Origin of the sequence: Roseivirga ehrenbergii (genome assembly GCF_001593005.1) — a bacterium.
GTDB classification, from domain to species: Bacteria; Bacteroidota; Bacteroidia; order Cytophagales; family Cyclobacteriaceae; genus Roseivirga; species Roseivirga ehrenbergii.
The window spans coordinates 21,102-43,805 of the sequence record NZ_LQZQ01000003.1 but is presented as its reverse complement, the minus strand read 5'-3'; the positions used below and the strand labels follow the sequence as shown (position 1 = coordinate 43,805).

Genomic DNA, 22,704 nt, shown 5'->3' with positions numbered 1-22,704 from the left:
CATGAGTCTTGAAATCAAAGTACCTACCGTTGGAGAGTCAATAACCGAGGTTACAATTGCCCAGTGGTTCAAAAAAGAAGGAGAGTCTGTAGAAATGGACGAAGTTATTTGTGAGCTAGAATCAGACAAAGCCACATTTGAACTAAATGCCGAAGCTGCAGGTAAATTGCACATTATTGCCCAAGAAGGCGAAACGCTAGAAATTGGCGCAACCATCTGTGAAATTGACACAGATGCAGCTGGAAGTAGTGCCCCTGCTCCAGAAAAAGAAGCTCCAAAAGCTGAAGCCAAAGAAAGCGCTGGCCCAAAATCTACTGGTGAAACTAAAGAAATGATTGTGCCTACTGTAGGCGAATCTATTACTGAGGTGACCATTTCTAGCTGGTTGAAAAACACTGGCGATTATGTAGAGCTTGACGAGATTATTGCTGAAGTAGATTCGGATAAAGCAACCTTTGAATTGCCTGCCGAAGCATCGGGTATACTTACCATTATTGCAGAAGAAGGTGACACTATCGAAATCGGTGCAACGATTTGTAAAATTGAGGTAACCGAAGGTGGTGCACCTGCTAAATCTGAAGCAAAAACAGCATCTGCTGCTCCTGCTTCTCAATCTTCTTCACAAGATCAAACTTATGCTACAGGCCATGCCTCTCCGGCAGCGGCTAAAATTTTAGCTGAAAAAGGTATCGATCCTAAATCGGTAAAAGGAACAGGCGTTGATGGTAGAATTACCAAAGAAGATGCAGAAAGTGCTCAAAAATCGGCACCAGCACCGAAGGCAGCAGAAAGCAAAAAAGAAGATTCAGCTCCAGCCATTAGTGTTCCAGGTGGACGTAATGAAAGCAGAGAGCGCATGTCGGCCCTAAGAAAAACAGTAGCGAAGCGTTTAGTTTCAGTGAAAAACGAAACCGCAATGCTTACTACCTTCAACGAAGTGAACATGAAACCAATCATGGACATTCGTAAGAAGTACAAGGAATCATTTAAAGAGAAACACGAGATTGGCTTAGGCTTTATGTCGTTCTTTACCAAAGCGGTAACCATGGCGGCCAAAGACTGGCCAGCTGTAAACGCTCAAATTGATGGTAACGAAATCGTTTACCATGATTTCGTAGACGTTTCTATTGCGGTTTCAGCCCCAAAAGGTTTGATGGTTCCTGTAATCAGAAATGCAGAAAGCATGAGCTTCGACCAAATTGAAAAAGAAGTAATGAGGTTGGCCATGAAAGCGAGAGATGGTAAACTTACCATCGAGGAAATGACTGGAGGAACCTTTACCATTACTAATGGAGGTATTTTCGGTTCTATGCTTTCAACACCAATTATCAATGCTCCGCAGTCGGCTATTTTGGGAATGCACAACATTGTAGAACGCCCAATGGCTGTAAATGGTCAGGTTGAAATTCTACCTATTATGTACTTAGCCCTTTCTTACGATCACAGAATTGTGGACGGAAGAGAGTCGGTAAGCTTCTTGGTAAGAGTGAAAGAATTACTGGAAGACCCAACAAGATTATTATTAGGAGTATAAATCTAAAATCAAACATCCAAAATCGTAGATATGAAATATGATGTAACAGTGATTGGTTCGGGACCCGGTGGTTATGTAGCGGCAATTCGTTGCGCACAACTGGGAATGAAAACGGCCATCATCGAAAAATACGATACATTAGGTGGTACTTGCTTAAACGTAGGTTGTATTCCTTCAAAAGCATTACTCGATTCTTCAGAACATTACCATAACGCAGCGCACACCTTTAAAACGCACGGCATTGAATTAGATAACCTTCAGGTAAATCTAAAGCAAATGATCGATCGCAAAGCAGGTGTGGTAACCGATAACGTGAATGGCATTGCCTTCTTAATGAAGAAGAACAAAATTGATGTTCACACTGGTGTTGGCTCGTTCATCGATAAAAACAACATCAAAGTAACTGACAAAGACGGCAAAGAAACCAAGCTTGAAACGGATAAAGTAATTATTGCTACGGGTTCAAAACCTTCTTCGCTTCCTTTCATTAAAATCGATAAAAAGCGTGTTATCACTTCTACCGAAGCCTTAGAGCTTAAAGAAGTACCAAAACACATGATCGTAATTGGTGGTGGTGTAATCGGTATGGAATTAGGTTCGGTGTATGCCCGTTTGGGTGCCGAAGTATCTGTGGTAGAATACATGGATTCACTTATTCCTACCATGGACAGCACTATGGGGCGTGAGTTGAAGAAGTCGTTGAAAAAACTTGGCTTCAATTTCTACCTTGGTCATAAAGTAACCGAAGTAAAAGGCACAGCGAAAAACGTAACTGTTAAAGCTGAAAACAGCAAAGGCGAAACTGTTGAACTGAACGCAGATTACTGCTTAGTTTCTATAGGTAGAAAACCTTATACTGAAGGTTTGGGCTTAGAGAACATTGGCATTACACCAGATGATCGCGGCCGAATTGAGGTTGACGAGCATTTAAAAACCAAAGTGGGTAATGTATATGCCATTGGTGATGTAATCAAAGGCGCCATGTTAGCCCATAAGGCTGAAGAAGAAGGCGTTTTTGTTGCAGAAACCATTATGGGGCAAAAGCCGCACATCAATTACAACTTAATCCCTGGTGTGGTGTATACTTGGCCGGAAGTGGCTGCTGTAGGTTATACCGAAGAGCAATTGAAAGAAAAAGGAGTTGAATACAAAACGGGCTCTTTCCCTTTCAAAGCTTCAGGCAGAGCGAGAGCTTCAATGGACACTGATGGTTTGGTGAAAGTATTGGCTGATAAAAAGACCGATGAAATTCTTGGCGTACATATGATTGGCCCAAGAACAGCTGATATGATTGCTGAGGCGGTGGTAGCAATGGAGTTCAGGGCAAGTGCCGAAGACATCGCGAGAATGTCGCATGCGCATCCAACCTATACCGAAGCATTCAAAGAGGCTTGTTTAGCAGCGACTGACAATAGAGCGTTGCACATCTAGACAAAACTTACATAGCATAAAATAAGAGAAGGCCGTCAAATGACGGCCTTCTCTATTTTTAACCTAAAAACTCAACTCAACTTTTATTAAAACTCAACTTCTTATTGTTGCTCCTCTATTTCTACATTCAACTTTCTATTTAAATTGAAAAAGCTAACCTCAGACGAACTCTCATTTTGAGGAGACTGTAAACCCACGAGAGTCTTCATGTCGTATGTCTTGAATTGTGCGGCCACATAAACTGTATCACTATTACTGTTTAAGTACCCAAATGAAAAGCGAATGTCTCCATCACAATTAAAATCAAACATTTCCCTCTCTTCGTCATCAACTAACATCTTAATCCCCTTTTCAACTTCAGAAAACTCAAAGAGAATTTTTTCTTCCCCTGAAGCTTCCCACTTTCCAATCAAAGCCTCTTTAAGAACTTCATTTCTTGAATCGAAAAAGCCGTTTCCTGAAACCCTTGCTCCTTGGCAGCTAGTCATTAATATGGATAGGAATAGGCCTATCACCATAGCTGATTTTGAGTACTGATACATATCTTAAGAGTTGGTCAATTATCATTCACCAAACACTAAGCCAGCTAATAAAACAGCTCAACAAGGACATAATTACGGGTTTTTAAAACATCCCTCTCCCACTATGGGATAAAATTCCCATGCTAAGATTCAAATACACAAAACTGTTATTCCCATAAACAAAAAAGTCTGCCATATAGCAGACTTCTTTGTTTCATATTAAGTAAAATACATCAATTCACTTAAGCTTATTTTGATTTCCTCGTGGCTTGCACTGGGAAAGAGTCAGCACCCATATTCACGTATCCAGACATACTATCTCCATCAAAAGAGCCTTCAATACCTGCAGTTGCTCCCATAACATCAATAGAGCCAGAAAAAGCATTACCTACCACTGTAAATCCAGTTACATTGAGTGTCCCGAATTGATCTGTTTCCATTACTGCAGCATAAAGACCATTATCTCCTGTAATTCGCATTATCCCGTAGCTATCAGTATCCGGGGTTTGAACGGTATAATCCCAAACTCCTCTTGGGTCATAAGCTTTTTCTTTGGCTTTTTCCTCAACCTTGGCAGTATCAGTTGCCGATGCCTTACCCGAAGCACAGCCCACAATAGAAACTGCCAGAAGCAAGCTTAAAGTAAGTGTTAAAAGTGATTTCAAATTTTTCATAGTGTTGTTTGTTAGCATAAATTATTGATCTGAATTTAAGCTTTTTTTCTTTCTGCCTTTCTGAAAACTTCTAGAAATTCAGCCTTAGATACCAAATCTAAGAATAAGCTTTCCATTGGTTTTGATTATAAGTTTTACGCTATAACTTTGTGCCAATTTACACCCTAGTAAAACCGCACGTACCCCTTACAAATGCCTAAAGACAATAGCATAAAATCTGTCCTCATCATCGGAAGTGGGCCAATCATCATCGGACAAGCTTGTGAATTTGATTATTCTGGTACTCAAGCCTCAAAATCATTAAGGGAAGAAGGAATCGAGGTAACCCTCATCAATTCCAATCCTGCCACAATCATGACCGACCCGGTAACGGCCGATAACGTTTACTTGAAGCCTTTGACGAAAAGGTCTATCATTGAAATTCTAGAAAAGCATAAAATTGATGCAGTTCTACCAACTATGGGAGGCCAAACTGCACTCAATTTGGCAATTGACTGTGATAAAGCAGGAATCTGGAAAAAGTATGATGTGAAAATTATTGGCGTAGACATTAATGCCATTGAAACCACTGAAGATCGCGAGAAATTCAGGTTGAAGATGCAAGAAATTGATGTCAACGTTTGTAAAGGAGAAACCGCAACTTCTTTCTTAAAAGGAAAAGAAATTGCACAAGAAATTGGTTTTCCGCTTGTAATTCGTCCTTCATATACCCTTGGAGGCTACGGTGGCGGATTCGTTAATACACAAGAAGAGTTCGATCAAGCTTTAACCCACGGCTTAAATGCTTCCCCAATTCACGAGGTATTGGTAGAGCAAAGTATTTTAGGCTGGAAAGAATACGAGCTTGAGCTACTAAGAGATAACATCGGTAACGTCATCATCATCTGTTCTATCGAGAACTTTGATCCGATGGGGGTACATACTGGCGATTCAATTACTGTGGCGCCTGCCATGACCTTGCCAGATACTACCTACCAAGAAATGCGTGACTTGGCCATCAAAATGATGAACGCCATTGGGCAATTTGCTGGAGGCTGTAATGTACAGTTCTCGGTAAACCCTGAAGACGACACCATTGTTGGTATCGAAATCAACCCTCGTGTTTCGAGGTCTTCGGCACTGGCTTCTAAAGCAACAGGTTACCCAATTGCGAAAATTGCCGCTAAGTTGGCCATTGGTTACAACTTAGATGAATTGAAAAACCAGATTACAAAAACCACATCGGCTTTCTTCGAGCCAGCATTGGATTATGTAATCGTAAAAATACCGCGTTGGAATTTTGACAAATTCAAAGGTTCTGACAGAAAGCTTGGCTTGCAAATGAAGTCGGTAGGTGAAGCCATGGGAATTGGCCGAAACTTCCAAGAGGCACTTCAAAAAGCATGTCAATCATTAGAAATTAAGCGTAACGGTTTAGGGGCCGATGGCAAGGAATTGAAAGACCAAGCTGCCCTACTTTACAGCCTAGAGAACCCTAGCTGGGACAGACTCTTCCATGTTTATGACGCTTTCAAACTCGGAATTCCTTTAAAAACCATCCAAAGGAAAACTAAAATCGACAAGTGGTTCCTTCAGCAAATTGAAGAAATGATCCAGCTGGAAGATGAAATTGAAAAGCACAACCTACAAACCTTACCCGAAAGCCTTCTAAGAACGGCCAAGGAAAAAGGTTATGCCGACAGACAAATCGCGCATTTGATTAAATGTCTTGAAAGTGAAGTTTTCACTAAAAGACATGAAATGGGCATTAAACGAGTGTACAAACTCGTTGATACTTGCGCAGCAGAATTTGAAGCCCAAACACCGTATTACTACTCTTCTTTCGATGAAGAAAACGAATCGATTAGCAGTGATAAAAAGAAAGTAATTATTCTAGGTTCGGGACCTAACCGTATCGGACAAGGAATTGAATTTGATTATTCTTGCGTTCACGGCTTATTGGCCGCTAAAGAGTGCGGTTACGAAACCATCATGATCAACTGTAACCCTGAAACCGTTTCTACAGATTTTGATGTGGCCGATAAACTCTACTTCGAACCTGTTTTCTGGGAACACATTTACGACATCATTCTTCATGAAAAACCAGAAGGTGTAATTGTGCAATTGGGCGGGCAAACTGCCTTGAAATTGGCAGAGAAGCTTGATCGTTACGGAATCAAAATTATTGGAACCAGCTACAATGCCCTTGATTTAGCAGAAGACAGAGGTCGTTTCTCTGATCTACTGGCTGAAAACGATATTCCTTACCCTAAGTTTGGAGTAATAGAAGATGCTGATGAAGCCCTGGAGCTTTCTAAAGAACTAGGCTTTCCATTGCTAGTGCGTCCTTCATACGTTTTAGGAGGCCAGAGCATGAAGATTGTGATCAACGAGCAGGAGCTTGAAGAACACGTCATCAACATCTTGAAAGATATTCCTGGTAATAGAGTGTTGCTCGATCACTTCTTAGAAAATGCAATTGAGGCCGAAGCCGATGCCATATGCGATGGAGAAGATGTTTACATCATAGGTATTATGGAACACATTGAGCCGGCAGGAATTCACTCTGGTGACTCATATGCGGTGCTTCCTCCTTATAGTCTTGGTGATTTCATCATCAGACAGATTGAGGCACACACTAAGAAAATTGCACTTGCGCTGAACACTGTGGGACTGATCAATATTCAGTTCGCTATAAAAAATGATAAAGTTTATATCATTGAAGCGAACCCAAGGGCATCGAGAACCGTTCCGTTTATAGGTAAAGCCTACCAAGAGCCATATGTAAAGTATGCTACAATGGTGATGTTGGGTGAGAAAAAGATCAAAGACTTTGATTTTAAACCAGTTAAGAAAGGCTACGCCATTAAAGAACCGGTTTTCTCATTCCATAAATTCCCGAATGTAAACAAGGAACTTGGACCAGAGATGAAATCTACTGGTGAGGCAATTTACTTTATAGATGACCTAATGGATGATTATTTCTTGGACATCTACTCTAAAAGGAATTTGTACCTAAGCAGGTAAAACGATATGTTTTTTAAATTTTTATTCTTCGTAATTCTAATTGGCTGGATTATCCGCAATGTGCTCCGCTTTTTTGTAGCGGGCCTAACGGGCCAGCAAAGGACTGCGGGTGCTCGCCAACAGTATACGCAACAACATCGTCCCGAAGGGAAAATCAATGTTGACTACGCACCTAAGAATACGAAAGAAAAATCCTCTGATAATTTCAGAGGAGGAGAATATGTAGATTACGAAGAGGTGGATTAATCCACCTCTTTTTTTATGTTTATTTTTTTAGGTAGTAGGTACTGTCTTAAAAAGCAAGTATATATTTTAAATTTTCTTGAAGAGAGGCTCATCAACTTTGTTTTCACCATTAGCCAAATCTAAATATTTCAAGGTATTCTTCAAGTAACAACTGCATCCAGCATATTTCAAGATCAATGAGGAAACTAAATAGTGCGTTCGAAGTGCTATTTCACTTAGTTCTTTGGTTTTCACACTCTCAGGTTCATTCTCAAATGGCATGTTACCGTGAAGGAATCTGTTTCTCTTTTTGATGCATTGTTTCTCAGCCTTATTTAGTTTTAGTCCCATTAGGTCAAATGAGATAAGAAAACTTTCATTATTTCCTATGTCGTTTAACTGGTCCATCTTATTTAGCACTCGTTGTTTAAAGTTGAGTTTAGAATCATCTAGTTTATTAACCAGAGCCTTGCAGTCAAGGATAAGTTTGTTGGCATCTTCCTGATTCTTAAAAGACCTGATCTTTTCCTCATTACTTGTAATTATTAGGTTTTTGATCGTTTCCAGAGCAACAAAAAATGAGGCTGTTTCAATCTCCTGTGGAAGGTTTCTAGATTGTGTTATAATTCTTATTGCTCTTTTGAAAGGTAATTCATTAAAACATACGGTAGCCAATTTTGAGAAATCCTCTTCACTGAAATAGATAGCTTTATCTAGATTATCATACTCTTTATGTTCTCTTGGGTTAATGATGCCAAGGGAGCTTCTTATTGTATCTTCGGTTTGTCTGAACTGAAACCCAGAGACTTTCTTGAAACTTGACTCTGAATGACTAAATATTGTTAACTCGTCTCTTGTCAATGATCCACTCAAGAAACCAAACGAGTATATGATTGCTTCAACGGCCTTCTCGAATTCAGGATAGTCCATAGATGTCAAGGAATCTACTACCAAATACCTCTGTTTCTTATAATCATAGTCGTAAAATGCTAGTTTATGACTACCGAGAGAGACCGGGATGTACCCATGATACCTTGTCGATCTACCAACTTTAAATGCGCTTCCAAGAATGTAATTAACAGGCGGATGAGAAAACTCACTTAATGGTAATAATGCTCTATAGTACCCCTTGGATTCATCAAAATTCCAGTCAAGCTCGCAGAGTTCACCCTTTGAGTTAAATCCCGACCCAATATTAGTTGAGACATGGCAGGCACCATATTTAACGTCATATAATTCATCGTTGGACTGAATCTTAAACGGCTTGATCATTCTATATCCCAGGTGCTGAAACTTGACAGGAGGTCCCTTGGAAAGTATTTCGGAAGTCTCATATAGAAATTTGCGATAAGTCCTTTTAAATGAAATGTCAATGCCATTAATGGTTGGATATTGAGAGATAATTGTGCCCTTCTTTGAGCGATTAAATCTTCTTAAGAATTCAAAGGTCTTATTGAGGTTTGTTTGTATGGCATTTTTTTTAATATCCTCAATCCTTTCCATTTAGATAATTATCTCTAATGTTATCTATACGCCACGTTTGTGTCTTATATATCTCATGTAATTTATAAAAATTTCCTTATAGCACTAGTATGTTGGTGGCTATAAGGAAGTTTTTGTGGTGGTTCTCAGAGAAATGGTGCGTATAGCAATTCCAATTATTCTTTAACCGCATACTTAACATACAGCCAAGTAACCAAAGGCGGCACAAATACTGAAATCACCAGACCCAAAATCATGATTGCTCCTTCTGGTTCAATTCCGCCAGTTGCCACCAAGGCTATTTCGCCCAAAGGGCCTTTAGACAACAGTCCGTTGTTGATCGCTCCACCCAAGGTGAAACCCAAAAGGAAGCATGATAGATTCTGTTTTAGCAAAGGCATATGCCCAAACCAAACCCATTAAGCCTGTCAGTAGAAATATATAAATCATGGGCACCACATTCCCCAATGCGCCAAACGAAAACCAGTGATAAACGCCAAAGGCAATTGCGGAAATCAGTACGCCTTTCTTGTTGCCGAGTTTTTTAATAAGGATGTAAAGTAAGGCGCCTCGGTAAATCAGTTCTTCGGTAAATACGGATTTGAGATCGTACCAAACCGAATCGAGTAACAGCGTAAAATTGAATTGACTATTCAAAAGCCAAGTTTCGGATCTTAAAGCTGCCAGCACAAGGGTAACACCAGCGCAAATGGCCGCGGAAACTAAGAAGCCCAACCCGAACTGTTTGAGTTTTTTTGTTACCAGGGTAAAACCCAAAACCAACAGACTCTTCTTTTCAAAAAGAAAGAGGATTAACCAGGATGCAAGAAGAATAATTAGAATGCCAAGCATAGCTACTACAAGTCTAAGGCATTCTTCCATGAATAAAAAATGGGTTCATTACTGAACCCATTTAAGTAATTTCTCTCTAGTCTTAGCGTGTCGCTTAAACTTTAACTTTTTGGTCGCAGCGAGACGTAACGACCAGCGAGGCACCTTTAAGGCACTTTATATACCATTGCATTAATGTGCATTCCTGCACCCACTGAAGCAAAAACTAATATGTCCCCAGAGTTGATTTGATGTCCTTCTAGTTCATTTCTTTGGATCAAATCCAACATGGTAGGAATTGTGGCAACAGAACTATTGCCCAAATCTTGGATGGTCATAGGCATAAACTCCGCCATAGGTTTTTCTTGTCCACAAATTTTAAAAAGCTTCTTTAAAATGGCTTCATCCATTTTTTCATTCGCTTGGTGGATCAAAATTTTATCTACGCCTTTCAGTTCCACCCCTGCTTTGTCCATAGCAGTTTTAATAGCTTCGGCTACATTCACTAACGCATATTCGTAAATCTTACGGCCTTTCATTTTTATAAAGCGTTTGCCGTTTTGCTTTTCTGGGTGGAAAGAAGCACCCATCTCTAGGTAACTCATTTCAACTGTAGCATCGGTTCTAGAACTTTGCGAAAGCACACCTCCATTGGTATCGGCTGATACTCCTTGAAAAATAGTAGCGCCTGCTCCATCGGCAAAAATCATTGAATCACGATCGTGCACATCTACCACACGACTAATGGTTTCTGTACCCACAACCAAAACATTTTTAGCATCACCCATCATAATCATTTGATAAGCCTGAATACTTGATTGCAACCAACCCGGGCAACCGAAAATCACATCGTAACATGAAGTAGCAGGGTTCTGAATATTTAGATTGTGCTTTACGCGTGAGGCCAAGCTCGGCATCATGTCGGTGCGTTGCGTACCCACTTCCATATCTCCGAAATTGTGGGCTACAATTATGTAGTCTAGTTCTTCGGCATCTATAGTACTATTGTCCAATGCATTTTTTGCAGCAATGGTAGCCAAGTCAGAGGCCATTTGATCGTCATTGGCATAGCGTCTGGCTTTGATTCCTGTGATGGCTTCAAATTTTCGAATGATTTCAGCATTATCTGCTGTAAATTTCTCTCCGTTTTCCTGATAGAATTCAGCATTTAGGAAATCTTCATTTTTAACTATTCTTTCGGGAATACAACTTCCCACCCCGTTAATAATTACTTTGCAATCGCGCATAATTCACTTTTGTTAATTGTGTTTCACGGCATCCCAACAGGCCTCTGCGGCCTGATCTATCCTGTCGTCTGAAAGATTTTGATTGTTGTCAATATGTTGTTTGAGCAAAGACACAATTGGACCATATAGCAATGCTATGATGGTATACAATGGTAGGTCCTTCATGGCCTTGGCCCGCTTAGCCTCAATAAAAAACATCATCACAGGTGATAAAATCATAAAAGACTCTTCTCTTGTAAGGTTGCTCATGTAAGGCGCGTAGCGGTGCTGCTCAATAAAATTAAATTCCTTTGGGTGCTTCATAAAATAGTGAACCATGTTTTTCCATAGGTGCATAAAACGTGCTTTAAAATCACCCTCGTCACTATAATTATTGAGCATGGCCCGAATAATATCTCGCTTTATCTCTTTGAAAAGCTCATTGATCAGTTCCTCCTTATTTTGAAAATAACGGTATATAGTACCTGCACCAACTCCAGCTCGCTGAGCAATAATAGATATTGGCGTACCATGAAAACCCTGCTCCGAAATTAAATTCAGAGTAGTGCCCAAAATCAAGGAACGTTTATCGAGCTTATTTTCAAACATTTGTAATGCGGAATGAACGTTCATTCCGTGATACGAAGGAAAAGAGAAATGAATAAAAAACCAATCAGTTTTTAGCTTTTTGTTGGTTATATAGATGTTTTATGAGAGGTTCTCACGATTAGGCTTTGGGCTACCACAGTTTTGACCTATTTTTGTTCCCTATTTGTTTATAAAGTTCAAGCTTAATAAAGAACGCATATGTCTTGGTTTGAGAGAAAAGTTAAAGGGATTACTACCCCTACAGAACAGAAGAAAGATGCACCAGACGGTTTATGGTTCAAAACCCCTAACGGGAAGATTGTTCATACCCGCGAGCTTAAAAACAATGCATACGTAAGCCCAGAAGATGGTTTTCATGTGCGCATCGGTTCTAAAGAATACTTCGAAATCATTTTCGATAATAATAAATTCACTGAAATGGACGCCAAATTGACTTCTGGTGATCCGCTTAAGTTTGTTGACAGCAAGCCCTATCCAAAAAGGATTGTAGAAACACAGGCCAAAACCCAATTGACAGACGCTGTTCGTTCGGCTCATGGCAAAATGAACGGGATTGACATTGTGGTTTCGTGCATGGACTTTGCCTTTATTGGTGGTTCTATGGGTTCTGTTGTGGGGGAAAAAATTGCTCGTGCAATCGACTTCGCTTTAGAGAACAAAATGCCTTTCTTGATGATTTCGAAATCAGGCGGTGCTCGAATGATGGAAGCCGGTTATTCACTGATGCAGATGGCTAAAACATCTGCCAAACTTGCACGACTTTCTGAGGCAGGCATTCCATACATTTCACTATTGACAGATCCGACCACAGGTGGAGTAAGCGCTTCTTACGCCATGTTGGGTGACTTTAATATTGCAGAACCGGGTTCATTAATTGGATTTGCCGGCCCACGAATTATCCGCGATACTGTAGGTAAAGATTTACCAAAAGGTTTCCAAAGTGCCGAGTTTGTTCTTGACCATGGCTTCTTAGATTTCATTGTTGACCGCAGGGATTTGAAAAAACAATTGACTACATTGTTGAGTATGTTGAAGAATTAACAACCTCGCTATGAATTTGTCAATTTCTAAAACTGGAGTTAGAGTAGTATTGTCCATCATACTGATGTTCACACTACTCGCCACCTCAATACTTTTAAAGATTGGCGCTCTATCTCTTGGCCTCGCCATTATGGTTTGGGCTACACTCAAAGTGGAAGGTTTTTACCCGAAGCCTAATAAGAAAGTACAGGCCGTTTGGCTGGGTATTTTGGGTGGATTAACGCTTATAGTGTTAGGCGTCTACGTTTTGGCTTAAATAACAGCAGAAACTACTTAGCTTAACAGTCTGAAGTACCTTATGAGACTTATTAAGCACCCTATACTTTGCAATTACTACGTTACTTATCGTTGCAACGCAACCTGTAGCTTTTGTGATATTTGGGAGAAGCCATCGCCTTACATTAAGCTAGAAGATGCCGAGCGCAATTTTAGCGACCTTAAAAAACTAGGCGTTAAGGTGGTCGATTTTACGGGAGGCGAACCTCTACTCCACCGTCAATTGCCCGAACTTCTAAAACTCGCAAAATCTTTTGGCCATATTACCACCGTGACCACTAATGGCTTACTCTACCCTAAGCGAGCAGAATCGCTTAAAGGTTTGGTGGATATGCTCCATTTTTCACTCGATTACGCCAGTAAAGAAAAGCACGATACCGCCCGTGGCGTAGCCTGTTTCGATACCGTCATGGAGTCCATTCAGCTGGCCAAAAGCTTGGGGGAAAGACCGGATATTCTGATGACGGTGTTTGAAGAAAACATTGATGAAATCGAAAAGGTCTATCAACAAATTACGCTTCCTAATAACCTTGTCCTTATTCTAAACCCAGTTTTTGAATATAACGAAGTCGAAACGGGGCCTTCGCTTTCTTCTTCAACCTTAGACCTTCTAGAAAAATGGGCCAAGCGTAAGAATGTTTACTTAAACGAAGGTTTTATCGAACTCAGGCGTGATGGCGGTAACCATATCGACAAGCCCATTTGCAAAGCTGGGTCTACCACAATTGTTATTTCCCCTCAAAACGAATTGGTCATGCCCTGCTACCATTTGGGAATAGAAACCATCCCCATTCAAAACGACCTGTTCAATCTTTATCAATCAGAAAAAGTGCAAGCTGCTATTGCTATGGAAGGCCGTTACGATGCTTGTGAAGGTTGCGCGATCAACTGTTATATGCAGCCTAGTTTTGCAGTTGAAATAAATAAGTATTGGTGGAAGGCGCTTCCTAGCACCCTCAAATACAACCGCATCAAAGGCACTTGGAAGCAGCTTTTTTGAAGTACCTAATTCTACTTCTTAATCCTTAATCTTTTTTCACCCTGAATCCGAGGCTTCGGGGAAGGATCTAAATTTTTCCGATCCATTATTCTGCTTCTAGTTCCTTCGTGCCTCAGGATGAAAAGGAGTGTGCACACAACTGGATTAGACATTAGTTTTGGGTTTATCAGTCTAATAAATGAACGGGCTCAAACTTACTGCCAAACCATTCCCCTCTATTAAGAGGGGTTAGGGGAGTGTTGTGTCAACCTATTTCAGGACGATACAATCTAAGCTTTCCTATTCATGATTCCATTTCTAGTTCCTTCGCTGTCACTCAGGATGAAAAGCTGTGTGCATACAATTAGATTGGAGATTATTTTTAGAGCTTCCCAGTTTAATGAATGAGCGTCACGCTAACTTAGCTTCAAATGATTGATTGAAACGAAACTGCTACCTAAATCCTAGGGTAAATCACCACCCTACCCTCCTCAAGGAGGGAATACTGAGAAGGTGAATGATTTTCCTTCCTACATAACTCTTCCGCGTTTCGGAGAAATGAAAATCAAATTTCTGACAAACCATTCCCCTCTATTAAGAGGGGTTAGGGGAGTGTTGTGTCAACCTATTTCAGGACGTGACCAACACAATTAGATTGAAAATGAACTCTCGGCTTACCCGTTTAATCAAAGGCTAGGCTCACGCTAACTTAGCTTTCATTGATGGAAACGAAACTGCCTCCTTTCTTTTCCTGAGGGACGAAGGATCTAAGCTTTCCTATTCATGAATCTATTTCTAGTTCCTTCGCTGCCACTCAGGATGAAAAGCTGTGTGCATACAATTAAATTGGAGATTATTCTCGACTTACCGATTTAACAAATAGTGGTTAGGGGAGTGTTGTGCAAACCTATTTCAGGATGAAACACATTCAACTAATCTAATTTCACTTCGCGCACCTTACCGATCTTTGCGGTTAAACTCCTTTTAATAAAAAGCCAAGATCAAAGCAGCTGAAGCTACGCCCACAAACACCCAAAGTACAATGCCGTACACCAAAGGTTTATAGCCTACCACCTTGAATTCTTTGAATGTTAAACTCGCCCCCATTAAGAACAACACCAAAGACATTAGCGATTTAGAAAAAGTAAACATGCTTAAGGTAAGTGCTTTTGTCAGCGGAAAAAAGGTTGAAATAACCATAGCTAGTATAAAGAAGAGCACGAACCAAGGGAATTTGAATTGCTTTTTATCATTGGTGAAAACGGCCATTCCAAGCATCAACGGGATAATCCATAATACCCTCACCAGCTTGGCGGTCGTTGCCAACTCAAGCGCTTCCTTGCCATATACTGAAGCAGCTCCCACTACCGAACTGGTATCATGAATTGCTATGGCACACCATAAACCAAATTGATGTTGCGTCATGTGCAAAAAAGCCCCAAGGCTAGGAAAAATAAAAACAGCCAAGGCATTCAATAAAAAAACCACCGCCAAAGCAGAAGATATTTCTCTGGTCGAAGCATTGATCACAGATGCCATTGAGGCTATCGCACTTCCTCCACAAATGGCCGTTCCGGAAGAGATTAAGAAAGACATTTTCTTATCCAAGTGAAATCGTTTTGTCAGGAATAAGCCCAAACCTAACACAGCAACAACAGAAAGCGCTGTCAGCGTAAACCCTTCCGAACCTGCTGCAATGGCTTTATCCACCGCAATGCAAAAACCCAATGCCACCACGGCAATTTGCAGTAGCCATTTTGTGATTTTTGGTACTTGCCTAAAACCAATATCCCCTATTATACTCCCGAAAATAAGCCCCAAGATTAAGGCAATCGGTGCGTTGATCGCAGGCAAAAGGCATAGCGCTGCCAGGCCTATAAATAAGCTTCTTTTGAAAATTAACATGATTTAGAGGTTTAAATCGAAACGTTTAATTCAAGTTCTCTAAGTACTTGTAACCACTGCCCGTATTGATCATCAGAATTTTTTCCGAGCGTGAAATTTCTCCGCTAGCGATAAGTTTTGGGATGGCTTTCCAAAGTGCAGCTCCTTCTGGTGCTACCAACACCCCTTCTTGCTTTGCCATTTCCTTCACGCCATCAATCATCTCTTGTTCAGAAACTGTCACCGAAGTGCCGCCCGATTCCTTTACCACACGGTGAATCATATCCTGACCAAAGGCCACTGGCACAGCCAAACCATTGGCCAAAGACTCCGTGTATTCAGAAATATCTTTACTAATTCCATTCAGTGAATCGACAACGGGAGAACAGTTAGCCGCTTGCACTACAATCATTCGAGGCAACTTCATATCTGCTTTTAACCAGCCAAGGTTAATCATTTCATGAAAAGCTTTCCAGATCCCGAGTAGGCCTGTGCCTCCGCCAGTGGGGTACAAAATCACATCAGGCAACTGCCAATTCATCTGCTCAGCAATCTCATAACCCATAGTTTTCTTACCCTCAAGTCGGTAAGGTTCCTTTAAGGTGGAAATATTGAAAGCGTCTTGCTCTTTCTCAATTTTGGCGGCCAACGCTCCGCATTGATTAATCAGGCCTTTTACTAAAATCAATTCTGCTCCGTAATACTGACATTCTTCTTGAAAAATTTTAGGGGTATGGCTTGGCATAATTACCGTAGCTTTTATTTCTGCCGAAGCGCAATATGCCGCCATTGCCCCTCCTGCATTTCCCGCAGTGGGAACCACACATTTTTCCACTCCTAATTCTTTGGCTTTTGAAACCGCCATGCTCAAACCTCGCGCCTTGAAAGAACCCGTTGGGTTCAGTGATTCATCTTTCATTTGAAGGTCATTTAGCCCCAATTGAGCGACCAATCGTTTGAGCGGCAGTATGGGAGTCATGCCCTCGCCAAGAGAAACAATATTGGCGTCATCCAAAACAGGCAACATTTCTCGATAGCGCCACATGGTGGATTTTCTACCCTGAAGATCAGAAATACCAAAGGAATCGGTGGCATGATACTGTACGACCAATGGCTTGTTACAGCAGGTCGCAAAAGTCTGCAATTCATGAAGAGAGTATGATTTTTTACATTTGGAGCATTCCAAATGACTAGCGAGCGATGTTTGTGTTTTGATGAAGTTCATGATGCAAAACTGCATCGCTAATCATAACCAATCAAATGATTATTAGTAACCCACTATAACTATCGGTTATAACTAAGTTTTGCCTGCTTAATAAAAGCCTTGGTCACATCGGTCATGGTTTCACCCGTTCTTGTTACAAAGTTGAAACTTCGTTCTACTGCCAAACCCGAAATATTTACCTCGGTTAGTAAACCCAATGCCACTTCGCGTTTTACCGCCAAAGGCGAAAGAAAACCCACAGCGGTATCTTCCACCAAAAAATTCTTAAGTACTTCGGTACCGCCCAATCGCACTTTAATGTTCAAGTCGGAGGACTTAATATTCAACTGCGCCATTTTTCTAGACCAAGCAGACAAAGTTCCAGAACCCACTTCGCGTAAGGCTAAAGGAATTTCCTTCAGTTCTTTCATAGAAATTTCACGGCCTGCATAAGGACTGTGTGTGGAACAAATCGGAATGATTTTATCCGCCATAAAAAAATCATAATGGAGTCCGCTGGCTTCATGTTTATCTTCTACCACAGCCAAATCAATTTCTTCATTGGTCAGCGCCTTAAGAATGTTCTCAGTATTTCGATTGATCAAAGTGATTTTCACCAAAGGCCATTTTTTTCGGAACGAAGAAAGCACTTTGGGCAACACATACAGCGACAGGGTGGTACTAGCACCTATCCTCAGTTCGCCTTTGGCTGTCAACTGACTTTTGACAATGTCCATATCCGATTCCATGCGTTTCTGGATATGCTTGGCTTCACGCAAATAGCTCAGCATTTTTTCGCCTTGAGGCGTTAAAAACACAGCATTGCCCTTGCGCTGAAAAAGAGGCACTTCCATTTCTCCCTCCAATTTTTTTATCTGTTTGCTTACTGCTGGCTGTGATATACAAAGAATTTCCGCGGCTTTAGAAAAGCTTAAGTGACTGGCCACGGTATAAAAAACTTCGTGTGAAATGGATAACATAGGCCGCAATATACGGGATTGAAAGAAAGATGATGCGAAACAATTCTAGTCAAAAAGCACAATCCATGAATAGGAATTGTACTTTCAGATTATTTTTCCCTTCATCCATTTTGAAATTCGTAAAACGGCTTGTAGGTTTGTGCCCACAAGTCGAGAATTCTTGTTTTGGCATCAGCCAAATTTCAAGAATCGATTTATACAGAAGCGTGGAGAGATAGGCTCTATGAAGCGCTAGCAACCATCCGCAGAGGAAAGGTGCTAATTCCTAATCCCTAAAGAAAGCCGAGTGGTTTTCGGGAGAATATAAATTTGACAGTTATGCAAACCTATTTATCCTTTGTGGACAAGCGTCCGCTCCATACCATACCCTCAAAGTCAGGGTCAATTCTTCATGTCTCAATTTGTTGTTTGATTACAGCCTAATTCTGAATTTCTCAGAATCCTTTCCTGCTGTTCTACATTCAAAATTCTTGCGTCATGACTACATCAATTCCATTTACTCAAAATCCAAAAAAAGTGAGCGATTCGTTGCACTACTATCGTCATTCAGACGAATTCTGCCTAGAATCTGGCGAGACTCTTAATGAGGTTCAGATTGCCTACCAAACCTTTGGTACCCTCAATCAAGACAAAAGTAATGTGGTTTGGGTTTGCCATGCCCTAACGGCAAATGCAGACCCAATACAATGGTGGCCAGGTTTGATTGGGTATAATTACTTGATTAATCCTGAAGAACATTTTATTGTTTGTGCTAATATTCTGGGTTCTTGTTATGGTACCACTGGCCCTAGAGACTTCGACCCAAATACTGGTGAAAGGTATTTATCGAACTTCCCCAATATCACCATTCGTGATCAGGTAAAGGCCCATATTTTGCTCAGGAAGCACTTAGAAATTGAGCGCATCCATTTGGGCATGGGGGGATCTACTGGTGGTCAACAAATTCTAGAGTGGGTAATTGAAGAACCTATTTTCGATAAACTATTCGTAATTGCCACTTCGGCACAAAGCAGCCCTTGGGGCAAAGCCATTCGCGCTGCGCAACGCATGGCCATCGAAGCAGATCCTTCATTTTATTCCAGCTCGGTTAACGGAGGAAAGAAAGGAATGGAAGCGGCTAGAGCCATGGCCTTACTTTCATATCGTACACCCAGCACTTTCAACCAAAGCCAGAAAGACGACAACGAAGCGCTCGATAATTATAGAGCCGAGAGCTACCAGCGTTACCAAGGGTTAAAGCTTAGTCATCGTTTTGATGCACGCAGCTATTATGTTTTGGGGAAAGCCATGGACACGCACAATGTGGGGCGCGGAAGAGGCAGTGTTCAAAAAGCATTGGCGACAATAAAGGCAGAAACCTTAATCATTGGCATTGAGGGTGATATTCTTTTCCCAATAGAAGATCAGCAAATTATAGCAGAGCACCTGCCGAATTCAACATTCAAAATCATTCAATCCGATTATGGCCATGACGGCTTCTTAATCGAAACTCAAAAAATATCTGAAATACTAAAACCATTCTTAAGTAATGAGAGCAATTAAAATAGGGCTTTTCGGCTTTGGCTGTGTAGGGCAAGGCCTTTATCAAACCATCAACAATTCAAAAAACTTTGAAGGTGAAATCGTAAGGATTTGTGTGAAAGATCGCCATAAAGTAAGAAGTCTTCCCGAATCCGTTTTTACTTATACTAAAGAAGACATTTTGAACGACCCTTCTATTGACGTAATTGTAGAGCTGATTGATAATGCGGAAGCTGCGCTTGAAATTGTAACTACGGCTTTAAAAAACGGCAAGTCGGTGGTTACGGCCAATAAAAAGATGGTGGCCGAAAACCTTGAATACCTGATTGATCTTCAGGAAAAAACTGGAAAGGGAATTTTGTATGAAGGTGCGGTTTGTGGCAGTATTCCTATCATCAGAACTTTGGAAGAGTACTTTGGTCACGAACCACTGAACGAAATCAAAGGGATTTTCAATGGCTCCACCAATTACATTCTCACCAAAATTTTTGATGAGCATTTGGATTACACTCAAGCTTTGGAAGAAGCCAAAGAAAAAGGTTTTGCTGAAAGCGATCCCACTTTAGATGTAAAAGGCTTCGACCCGAAATTTAAGCTGAGCATATTGCTGACGCATGCTTTTGGTATTAACGTGTCGCCAGAGAAGATCGCCAATTTAGGCATCGACCATTTGCAGCCAAGCGATTTGGAGTTTGCAAGAAAACACGGTTATAGAATTAAGCTCATTGCTCAAGCTTCGCGAAAAAACGATGAGGTATTTGCCTGCGTTTTGCCTCAGTTTATAAAGGAGAACCATAACCTCAGAAATGTAAATAACGAGTTCAACGCAGTTACATTGAACGGTGAATTCTGTGACGATCAGTTATTTATAGGAAAAGGAGCTGGAAGTTTACCTACTGGTGCGGCCGTGCTTTCAGATATTTCGGCATTGAGCTATGATTACAAATACGAATATAAAAAGCACTACAATCAAGGCAAGGTACATTTCAGTAGCGAAAACGCTGTAACAGTGTATGTCAGTTTTGAAAAACCAGAGCATATTGACCTCAACGAGTTCGAAGCAGTTTCCGAAAAATTCTTCTGCTTTGATAGAAGTTATGTGATCGGTAAAATCAAACTTTCAAAACTACTTCAATCTAAATGGGTTTATAACTCTAAAATCTCTGTAGTTCAGTTCGACAATGACACCGAAATTTCGGAAGAATTAGACCTTAGCGCACTGGAAACCGAGATTTTAGAATTGATAAAGGGTCAAAAGTTGAGAGAAAAAATCAGCGTTTAAAGAGTATCTTCTAAATGCGTGGTTTTTTTACTGAATCCTTCTCCATTTTAATCTTTAGTGGATATATTTGTAGCCCTTATGGGAGGTCGATTTACGGCCTAACCAATTGTTGATTTAAAAGAGATTGTTAAATGTCTTCAGTAATTATCACTTCAGTAGTCGCGTTTTCGGCTGTAATCTTATTGCTCGTACTGATTTTGCTTTATGCTCAGTCCAAGTTAGTTCAATCGGGAGACGTTAAAATCATCGTAAACGGTGACGAGGCGAACCCTATTATTACTTCCGCAGGAAGTACCCTATTAAATACCCTTTCTAGTCAGAAAATTTTCCTTCCGTCTGCTTGCGGTGGTGGTGGTACTTGTGCCATGTGTAAATGTACCGTAAACGAAGGTGGAGGAGATGTACTTCCAACCGAAGTGGGTCACCTTAACCGTGCCGAACAAAAAGAAGGCGTTCGTCTTTCTTGCCAGGTAAAGGTTAAAAACGACATGCGTATTCAAATACCTGAAGAAATCTTCGGTATTAAGAAATGGGAATGCGAAGTGGTTTCAAACTACAACGTGGCCTCATTTATTAAAGAATTCGTGGTGAAATTGCCTGAAGGCGAGCACTTAGAGTTTGAAGCAGGTGGTTATATTCAAGTAGACGTTCCACCGGTAGTTTGTGATTTCAAAACGATCAACATTGAGCCGCATCCAAACGATCCAGCTGGTCCAGACAAGTTCAAAGGAGATTGGGACAAATTCCAGCTTTGGGATTTAAAAATGGTGAATGAAGAAGAAATCTTCCGTGCCTATTCAATGGCTAACCACCCTGCCGAAGGAAATATCATCATGTTGAACATCCGTATTGCTACTCCACCTTGGGACAGAGCAAATAACAAATGGATGGATGTTAACCCTGGTATTTGTTCTTCTTATGTATTTACTAGAAAACCAGGCGATAAAGTAACTATTTCTGGACCTTACGGTGAATTCTTCATTAAGCCTACCGATGCAGAAATGCTTTATGTTGGTGGTGGTGCAGGTATGGCGCCAATGAGATCTCATTTATTCCATCTTTTCCACACGTTGAAAACAGGAAGAAAGGTATCTTACTGGTACGGTGGACGTTCAAAAAGAGAGCTTTTCTACCTAGAAGATTTCCAGAAAATCGAAAAGGAATTCCCGAACTTCCGTTTCTATCTTGTGCTTTCTGAACCGATGCCAGAGGACAATTGGGTAGAGAAGAAAGATGTAAATGATAAAGAAGGTGATGGTTTCTTAGGTTTTGTTCACCAAGCGGTGATTGACCAATACTTGAGCAAACATGATTCTCCAGAAGATATAGAGTTTTACTTCTGTGGGCCTCCAATGATGAACGCAGCGGTAATTAAAATGTGCGATGATTGGGGTGTTCCTCCTGAAAACGTAGCATTTGATGACTTTGGAGGTTAATTAACCCCAAGCATTAAAAATATACAATGGCCATTCTTTTAGGATGGCCATTTTTTTTGTTGAAGACTTCAGTTCGAATCAAAATAAGACTGGTTACTCATGAATAGTTTTGGGTAGTTGGTGACTTTTATTGGTTTCAGGTTCTGATTTGTTATTTATTGAGAAATAAAAATTCAGTTCAAATTGATTCTCGATGAAAAAAATCAAAGTCTTATTCATTCTATTTATGGCTAGCATCTCGCTATCCAGTTGCGAAGATTTAGCCTCTTGTGGTTCGGCCACCGCGGTATTCTACAACAGTTACGGAAATTCAATTACCCTAATTGTAGACGGAACCTTAAGAGGAAACATCAGCAATGGAGGCCAGAAAACTATTAGCCTAACAGAAGGAAGTCACACCTATACTATTGGTGGTTCCAATCAAAACAAATCGTTCTCGCTAAAGGATTGCGGAACCTTAAATATAGAAATCACCAAAAATTAGACTTTAGAAATAATCCACTTAAAACATTTCACACTGAGTTCCCCTTATTTGTCGACACCTAAATGGTTCACCATCTAT

At 40.6% G+C, this 22,704-nt stretch carries 21 protein-coding genes and 1 riboswitch; of the genes, 11 read left to right on the top strand and 10 right to left on the bottom strand.

The window, feature by feature from the left end; translation table 11 throughout:
* The first annotated feature begins 1 nt into the window (after position 1).
* Together odhB and lpdA are read left to right on the top strand one after the other, a co-directional pair.
* Positions 2 to 1,534, top strand: coding sequence for a 2-oxoglutarate dehydrogenase complex dihydrolipoyllysine-residue succinyltransferase (odhB, locus tag MB14_RS04290; protein WP_062589102.1), 1,533 nt, complete (start codon positions 2 to 4; stop codon positions 1,532 to 1,534).
* 30 nt (positions 1,535 to 1,564) lie between these two features.
* Positions 1,565 to 2,965 (top strand): dihydrolipoyl dehydrogenase, encoded by a 1,401-nt coding sequence (gene lpdA, locus MB14_RS04285; RefSeq protein WP_062589100.1) that lies wholly within the window; start codon positions 1,565 to 1,567, stop codon positions 2,963 to 2,965.
* A 101-nt stretch (positions 2,966 to 3,066) separates the two neighbouring features.
* Here the strand turns inward: lpdA and MB14_RS04280 are convergent, their stop codons facing one another.
* Both MB14_RS04280 and MB14_RS04275 read right to left on the bottom strand, forming a co-directional pair.
* Positions 3,067 to 3,507 (bottom strand): hypothetical protein, encoded by a 441-nt coding sequence (locus tag MB14_RS04280; RefSeq protein WP_062589098.1) that lies wholly within the window; start codon positions 3,505 to 3,507, stop codon positions 3,067 to 3,069.
* Between the two features lie 227 nt (positions 3,508 to 3,734).
* On the bottom strand, positions 3,735 to 4,160 hold the full coding sequence (locus MB14_RS04275; protein ID WP_062589095.1) for a hypothetical protein: 426 nt from the start codon (positions 4,158 to 4,160) through the stop codon (positions 3,735 to 3,737).
* A gap of 192 nt (positions 4,161 to 4,352) precedes the next feature.
* Here MB14_RS04275 and carB point away from each other — a divergent pair, with 192 nt between their 5' ends.
* Together carB and MB14_RS04265 are read left to right on the top strand one after the other, a co-directional pair.
* Positions 4,353 to 7,166, top strand: coding sequence for a carbamoyl-phosphate synthase large subunit (carB, locus tag MB14_RS04270; RefSeq protein WP_062589092.1), 2,814 nt, complete (start codon positions 4,353 to 4,355; stop codon positions 7,164 to 7,166).
* 6 nt (positions 7,167 to 7,172) lie between these two features.
* Positions 7,173 to 7,412: a hypothetical protein gene (locus MB14_RS04265; protein WP_053224026.1), complete on the top strand. Its 240-nt coding sequence runs from the start codon at positions 7,173 to 7,175 to the stop codon at positions 7,410 to 7,412.
* A gap of 66 nt (positions 7,413 to 7,478) precedes the next feature.
* Here MB14_RS04265 and MB14_RS04260 read toward each other — a convergent pair whose 3' ends face one another.
* From MB14_RS04260 to MB14_RS04245, 5 genes are all read right to left on the bottom strand, one after another.
* Complete coding sequence (locus tag MB14_RS04260) at positions 7,479 to 8,894, bottom strand: hypothetical protein (RefSeq protein WP_062589090.1); 1,416 nt, start codon at positions 8,892 to 8,894, stop codon at positions 7,479 to 7,481.
* Between the two features lie 155 nt (positions 8,895 to 9,049).
* Positions 9,050 to 9,199: a hypothetical protein gene (locus MB14_RS19090; RefSeq protein ID WP_221405457.1), complete on the bottom strand. Its 150-nt coding sequence runs from the start codon at positions 9,197 to 9,199 to the stop codon at positions 9,050 to 9,052.
* On the bottom strand, positions 9,192 to 9,755 hold the full coding sequence (locus MB14_RS04255; protein WP_084375959.1) for a CPBP family intramembrane glutamic endopeptidase: 564 nt from the start codon (positions 9,753 to 9,755) through the stop codon (positions 9,192 to 9,194). Before MB14_RS04255 ends, MB14_RS19090 begins: the two co-directional genes overlap by 8 nt.
* Before the next feature lie 116 nt (positions 9,756 to 9,871).
* On the bottom strand, positions 9,872 to 10,951 hold the full coding sequence (locus tag MB14_RS04250) for a 3-oxoacyl-ACP synthase III family protein (RefSeq protein WP_062589089.1): 1,080 nt from the start codon (positions 10,949 to 10,951) through the stop codon (positions 9,872 to 9,874).
* A 12-nt stretch (positions 10,952 to 10,963) separates the two neighbouring features.
* Positions 10,964 to 11,539 carry a TetR/AcrR family transcriptional regulator gene (locus MB14_RS04245; RefSeq protein ID WP_062299916.1) on the bottom strand — a complete coding sequence of 192 codons (576 nt, stop codon included), beginning with the start codon at positions 11,537 to 11,539 and terminating at the stop codon, positions 10,964 to 10,966.
* Positions 11,540 to 11,737: 198 nt separating this feature from the next.
* On the opposite strand from MB14_RS04245, the gene accD reads away from it, so the two are divergent.
* From accD to MB14_RS04230, 3 genes are read left to right on the top strand one after another with little or no spacing between them, the layout of a single operon-like run.
* Positions 11,738 to 12,580 carry an acetyl-CoA carboxylase, carboxyltransferase subunit beta gene (gene accD, locus MB14_RS04240; RefSeq protein ID WP_062589086.1) on the top strand — a complete coding sequence of 281 codons (843 nt, stop codon included), beginning with the start codon at positions 11,738 to 11,740 and terminating at the stop codon, positions 12,578 to 12,580.
* A 10-nt stretch (positions 12,581 to 12,590) separates the two neighbouring features.
* Entirely contained in the window at positions 12,591 to 12,836 is a 246-nt protein-coding gene (locus tag MB14_RS04235; RefSeq protein WP_062589084.1) for a hypothetical protein, read from the top strand.
* A 42-nt stretch (positions 12,837 to 12,878) separates the two neighbouring features.
* The gene (locus tag MB14_RS04230) at positions 12,879 to 13,856 is read left to right on the top strand and encodes a radical SAM protein (RefSeq protein ID WP_062589083.1); all 978 of its coding nucleotides are present in this window, start codon (positions 12,879 to 12,881) and stop codon (positions 13,854 to 13,856) included.
* Positions 13,857 to 14,819: 963 nt separating this feature from the next.
* Here MB14_RS04230 and MB14_RS04225 read toward each other — a convergent pair.
* Genes MB14_RS04225 through MB14_RS04215 form a run of 3 tightly spaced genes read right to left on the bottom strand, consistent with a single transcriptional unit; the run spans position 14,820 to position 17,903 of the window.
* Positions 14,820 to 15,740: a YeiH family protein gene (locus tag MB14_RS04225; protein ID WP_062589081.1), complete on the bottom strand. Its 921-nt coding sequence runs from the start codon at positions 15,738 to 15,740 to the stop codon at positions 14,820 to 14,822.
* Between the two features lie 25 nt (positions 15,741 to 15,765).
* The gene (locus MB14_RS04220) at positions 15,766 to 16,944 is read right to left on the bottom strand and encodes a threonine synthase (RefSeq protein WP_062589079.1); all 1,179 of its coding nucleotides are present in this window, start codon (positions 16,942 to 16,944) and stop codon (positions 15,766 to 15,768) included.
* A gap of 59 nt (positions 16,945 to 17,003) precedes the next feature.
* The gene (locus tag MB14_RS04215) at positions 17,004 to 17,903 is read right to left on the bottom strand and encodes a LysR substrate-binding domain-containing protein (protein WP_062589077.1); all 900 of its coding nucleotides are present in this window, start codon (positions 17,901 to 17,903) and stop codon (positions 17,004 to 17,006) included.
* A 191-nt stretch (positions 17,904 to 18,094) separates the two neighbouring features.
* Positions 18,095 to 18,213, top strand: a riboswitch (SAM riboswitch).
* A 167-nt stretch (positions 18,214 to 18,380) separates the two neighbouring features.
* On the opposite strand from MB14_RS04215, the gene MB14_RS04210 reads away from it, so the two are divergent.
* From MB14_RS04210 to MB14_RS04195, 4 genes are all read left to right on the top strand, one after another.
* Positions 18,381 to 19,445, top strand: coding sequence for a homoserine O-acetyltransferase family protein (locus MB14_RS04210; RefSeq protein WP_062589076.1), 1,065 nt, complete (start codon positions 18,381 to 18,383; stop codon positions 19,443 to 19,445).
* Positions 19,432 to 20,706: a homoserine dehydrogenase gene (locus MB14_RS04205; protein WP_084375958.1), complete on the top strand. Its 1,275-nt coding sequence runs from the start codon at positions 19,432 to 19,434 to the stop codon at positions 20,704 to 20,706. Before MB14_RS04210 ends, MB14_RS04205 begins: the two co-directional genes overlap by 14 nt.
* Before the next feature lie 131 nt (positions 20,707 to 20,837).
* On the top strand, positions 20,838 to 22,142 hold the full coding sequence (gene nqrF / locus MB14_RS04200; protein ID WP_053224012.1) for an NADH:ubiquinone reductase (Na(+)-transporting) subunit F: 1,305 nt from the start codon (positions 20,838 to 20,840) through the stop codon (positions 22,140 to 22,142).
* A gap of 193 nt (positions 22,143 to 22,335) precedes the next feature.
* Complete coding sequence (locus tag MB14_RS04195; RefSeq protein ID WP_053225131.1) at positions 22,336 to 22,626, top strand: hypothetical protein; 291 nt, start codon at positions 22,336 to 22,338, stop codon at positions 22,624 to 22,626.
* The last annotated feature ends 78 nt before the right edge of the window (positions 22,627 to 22,704 follow it).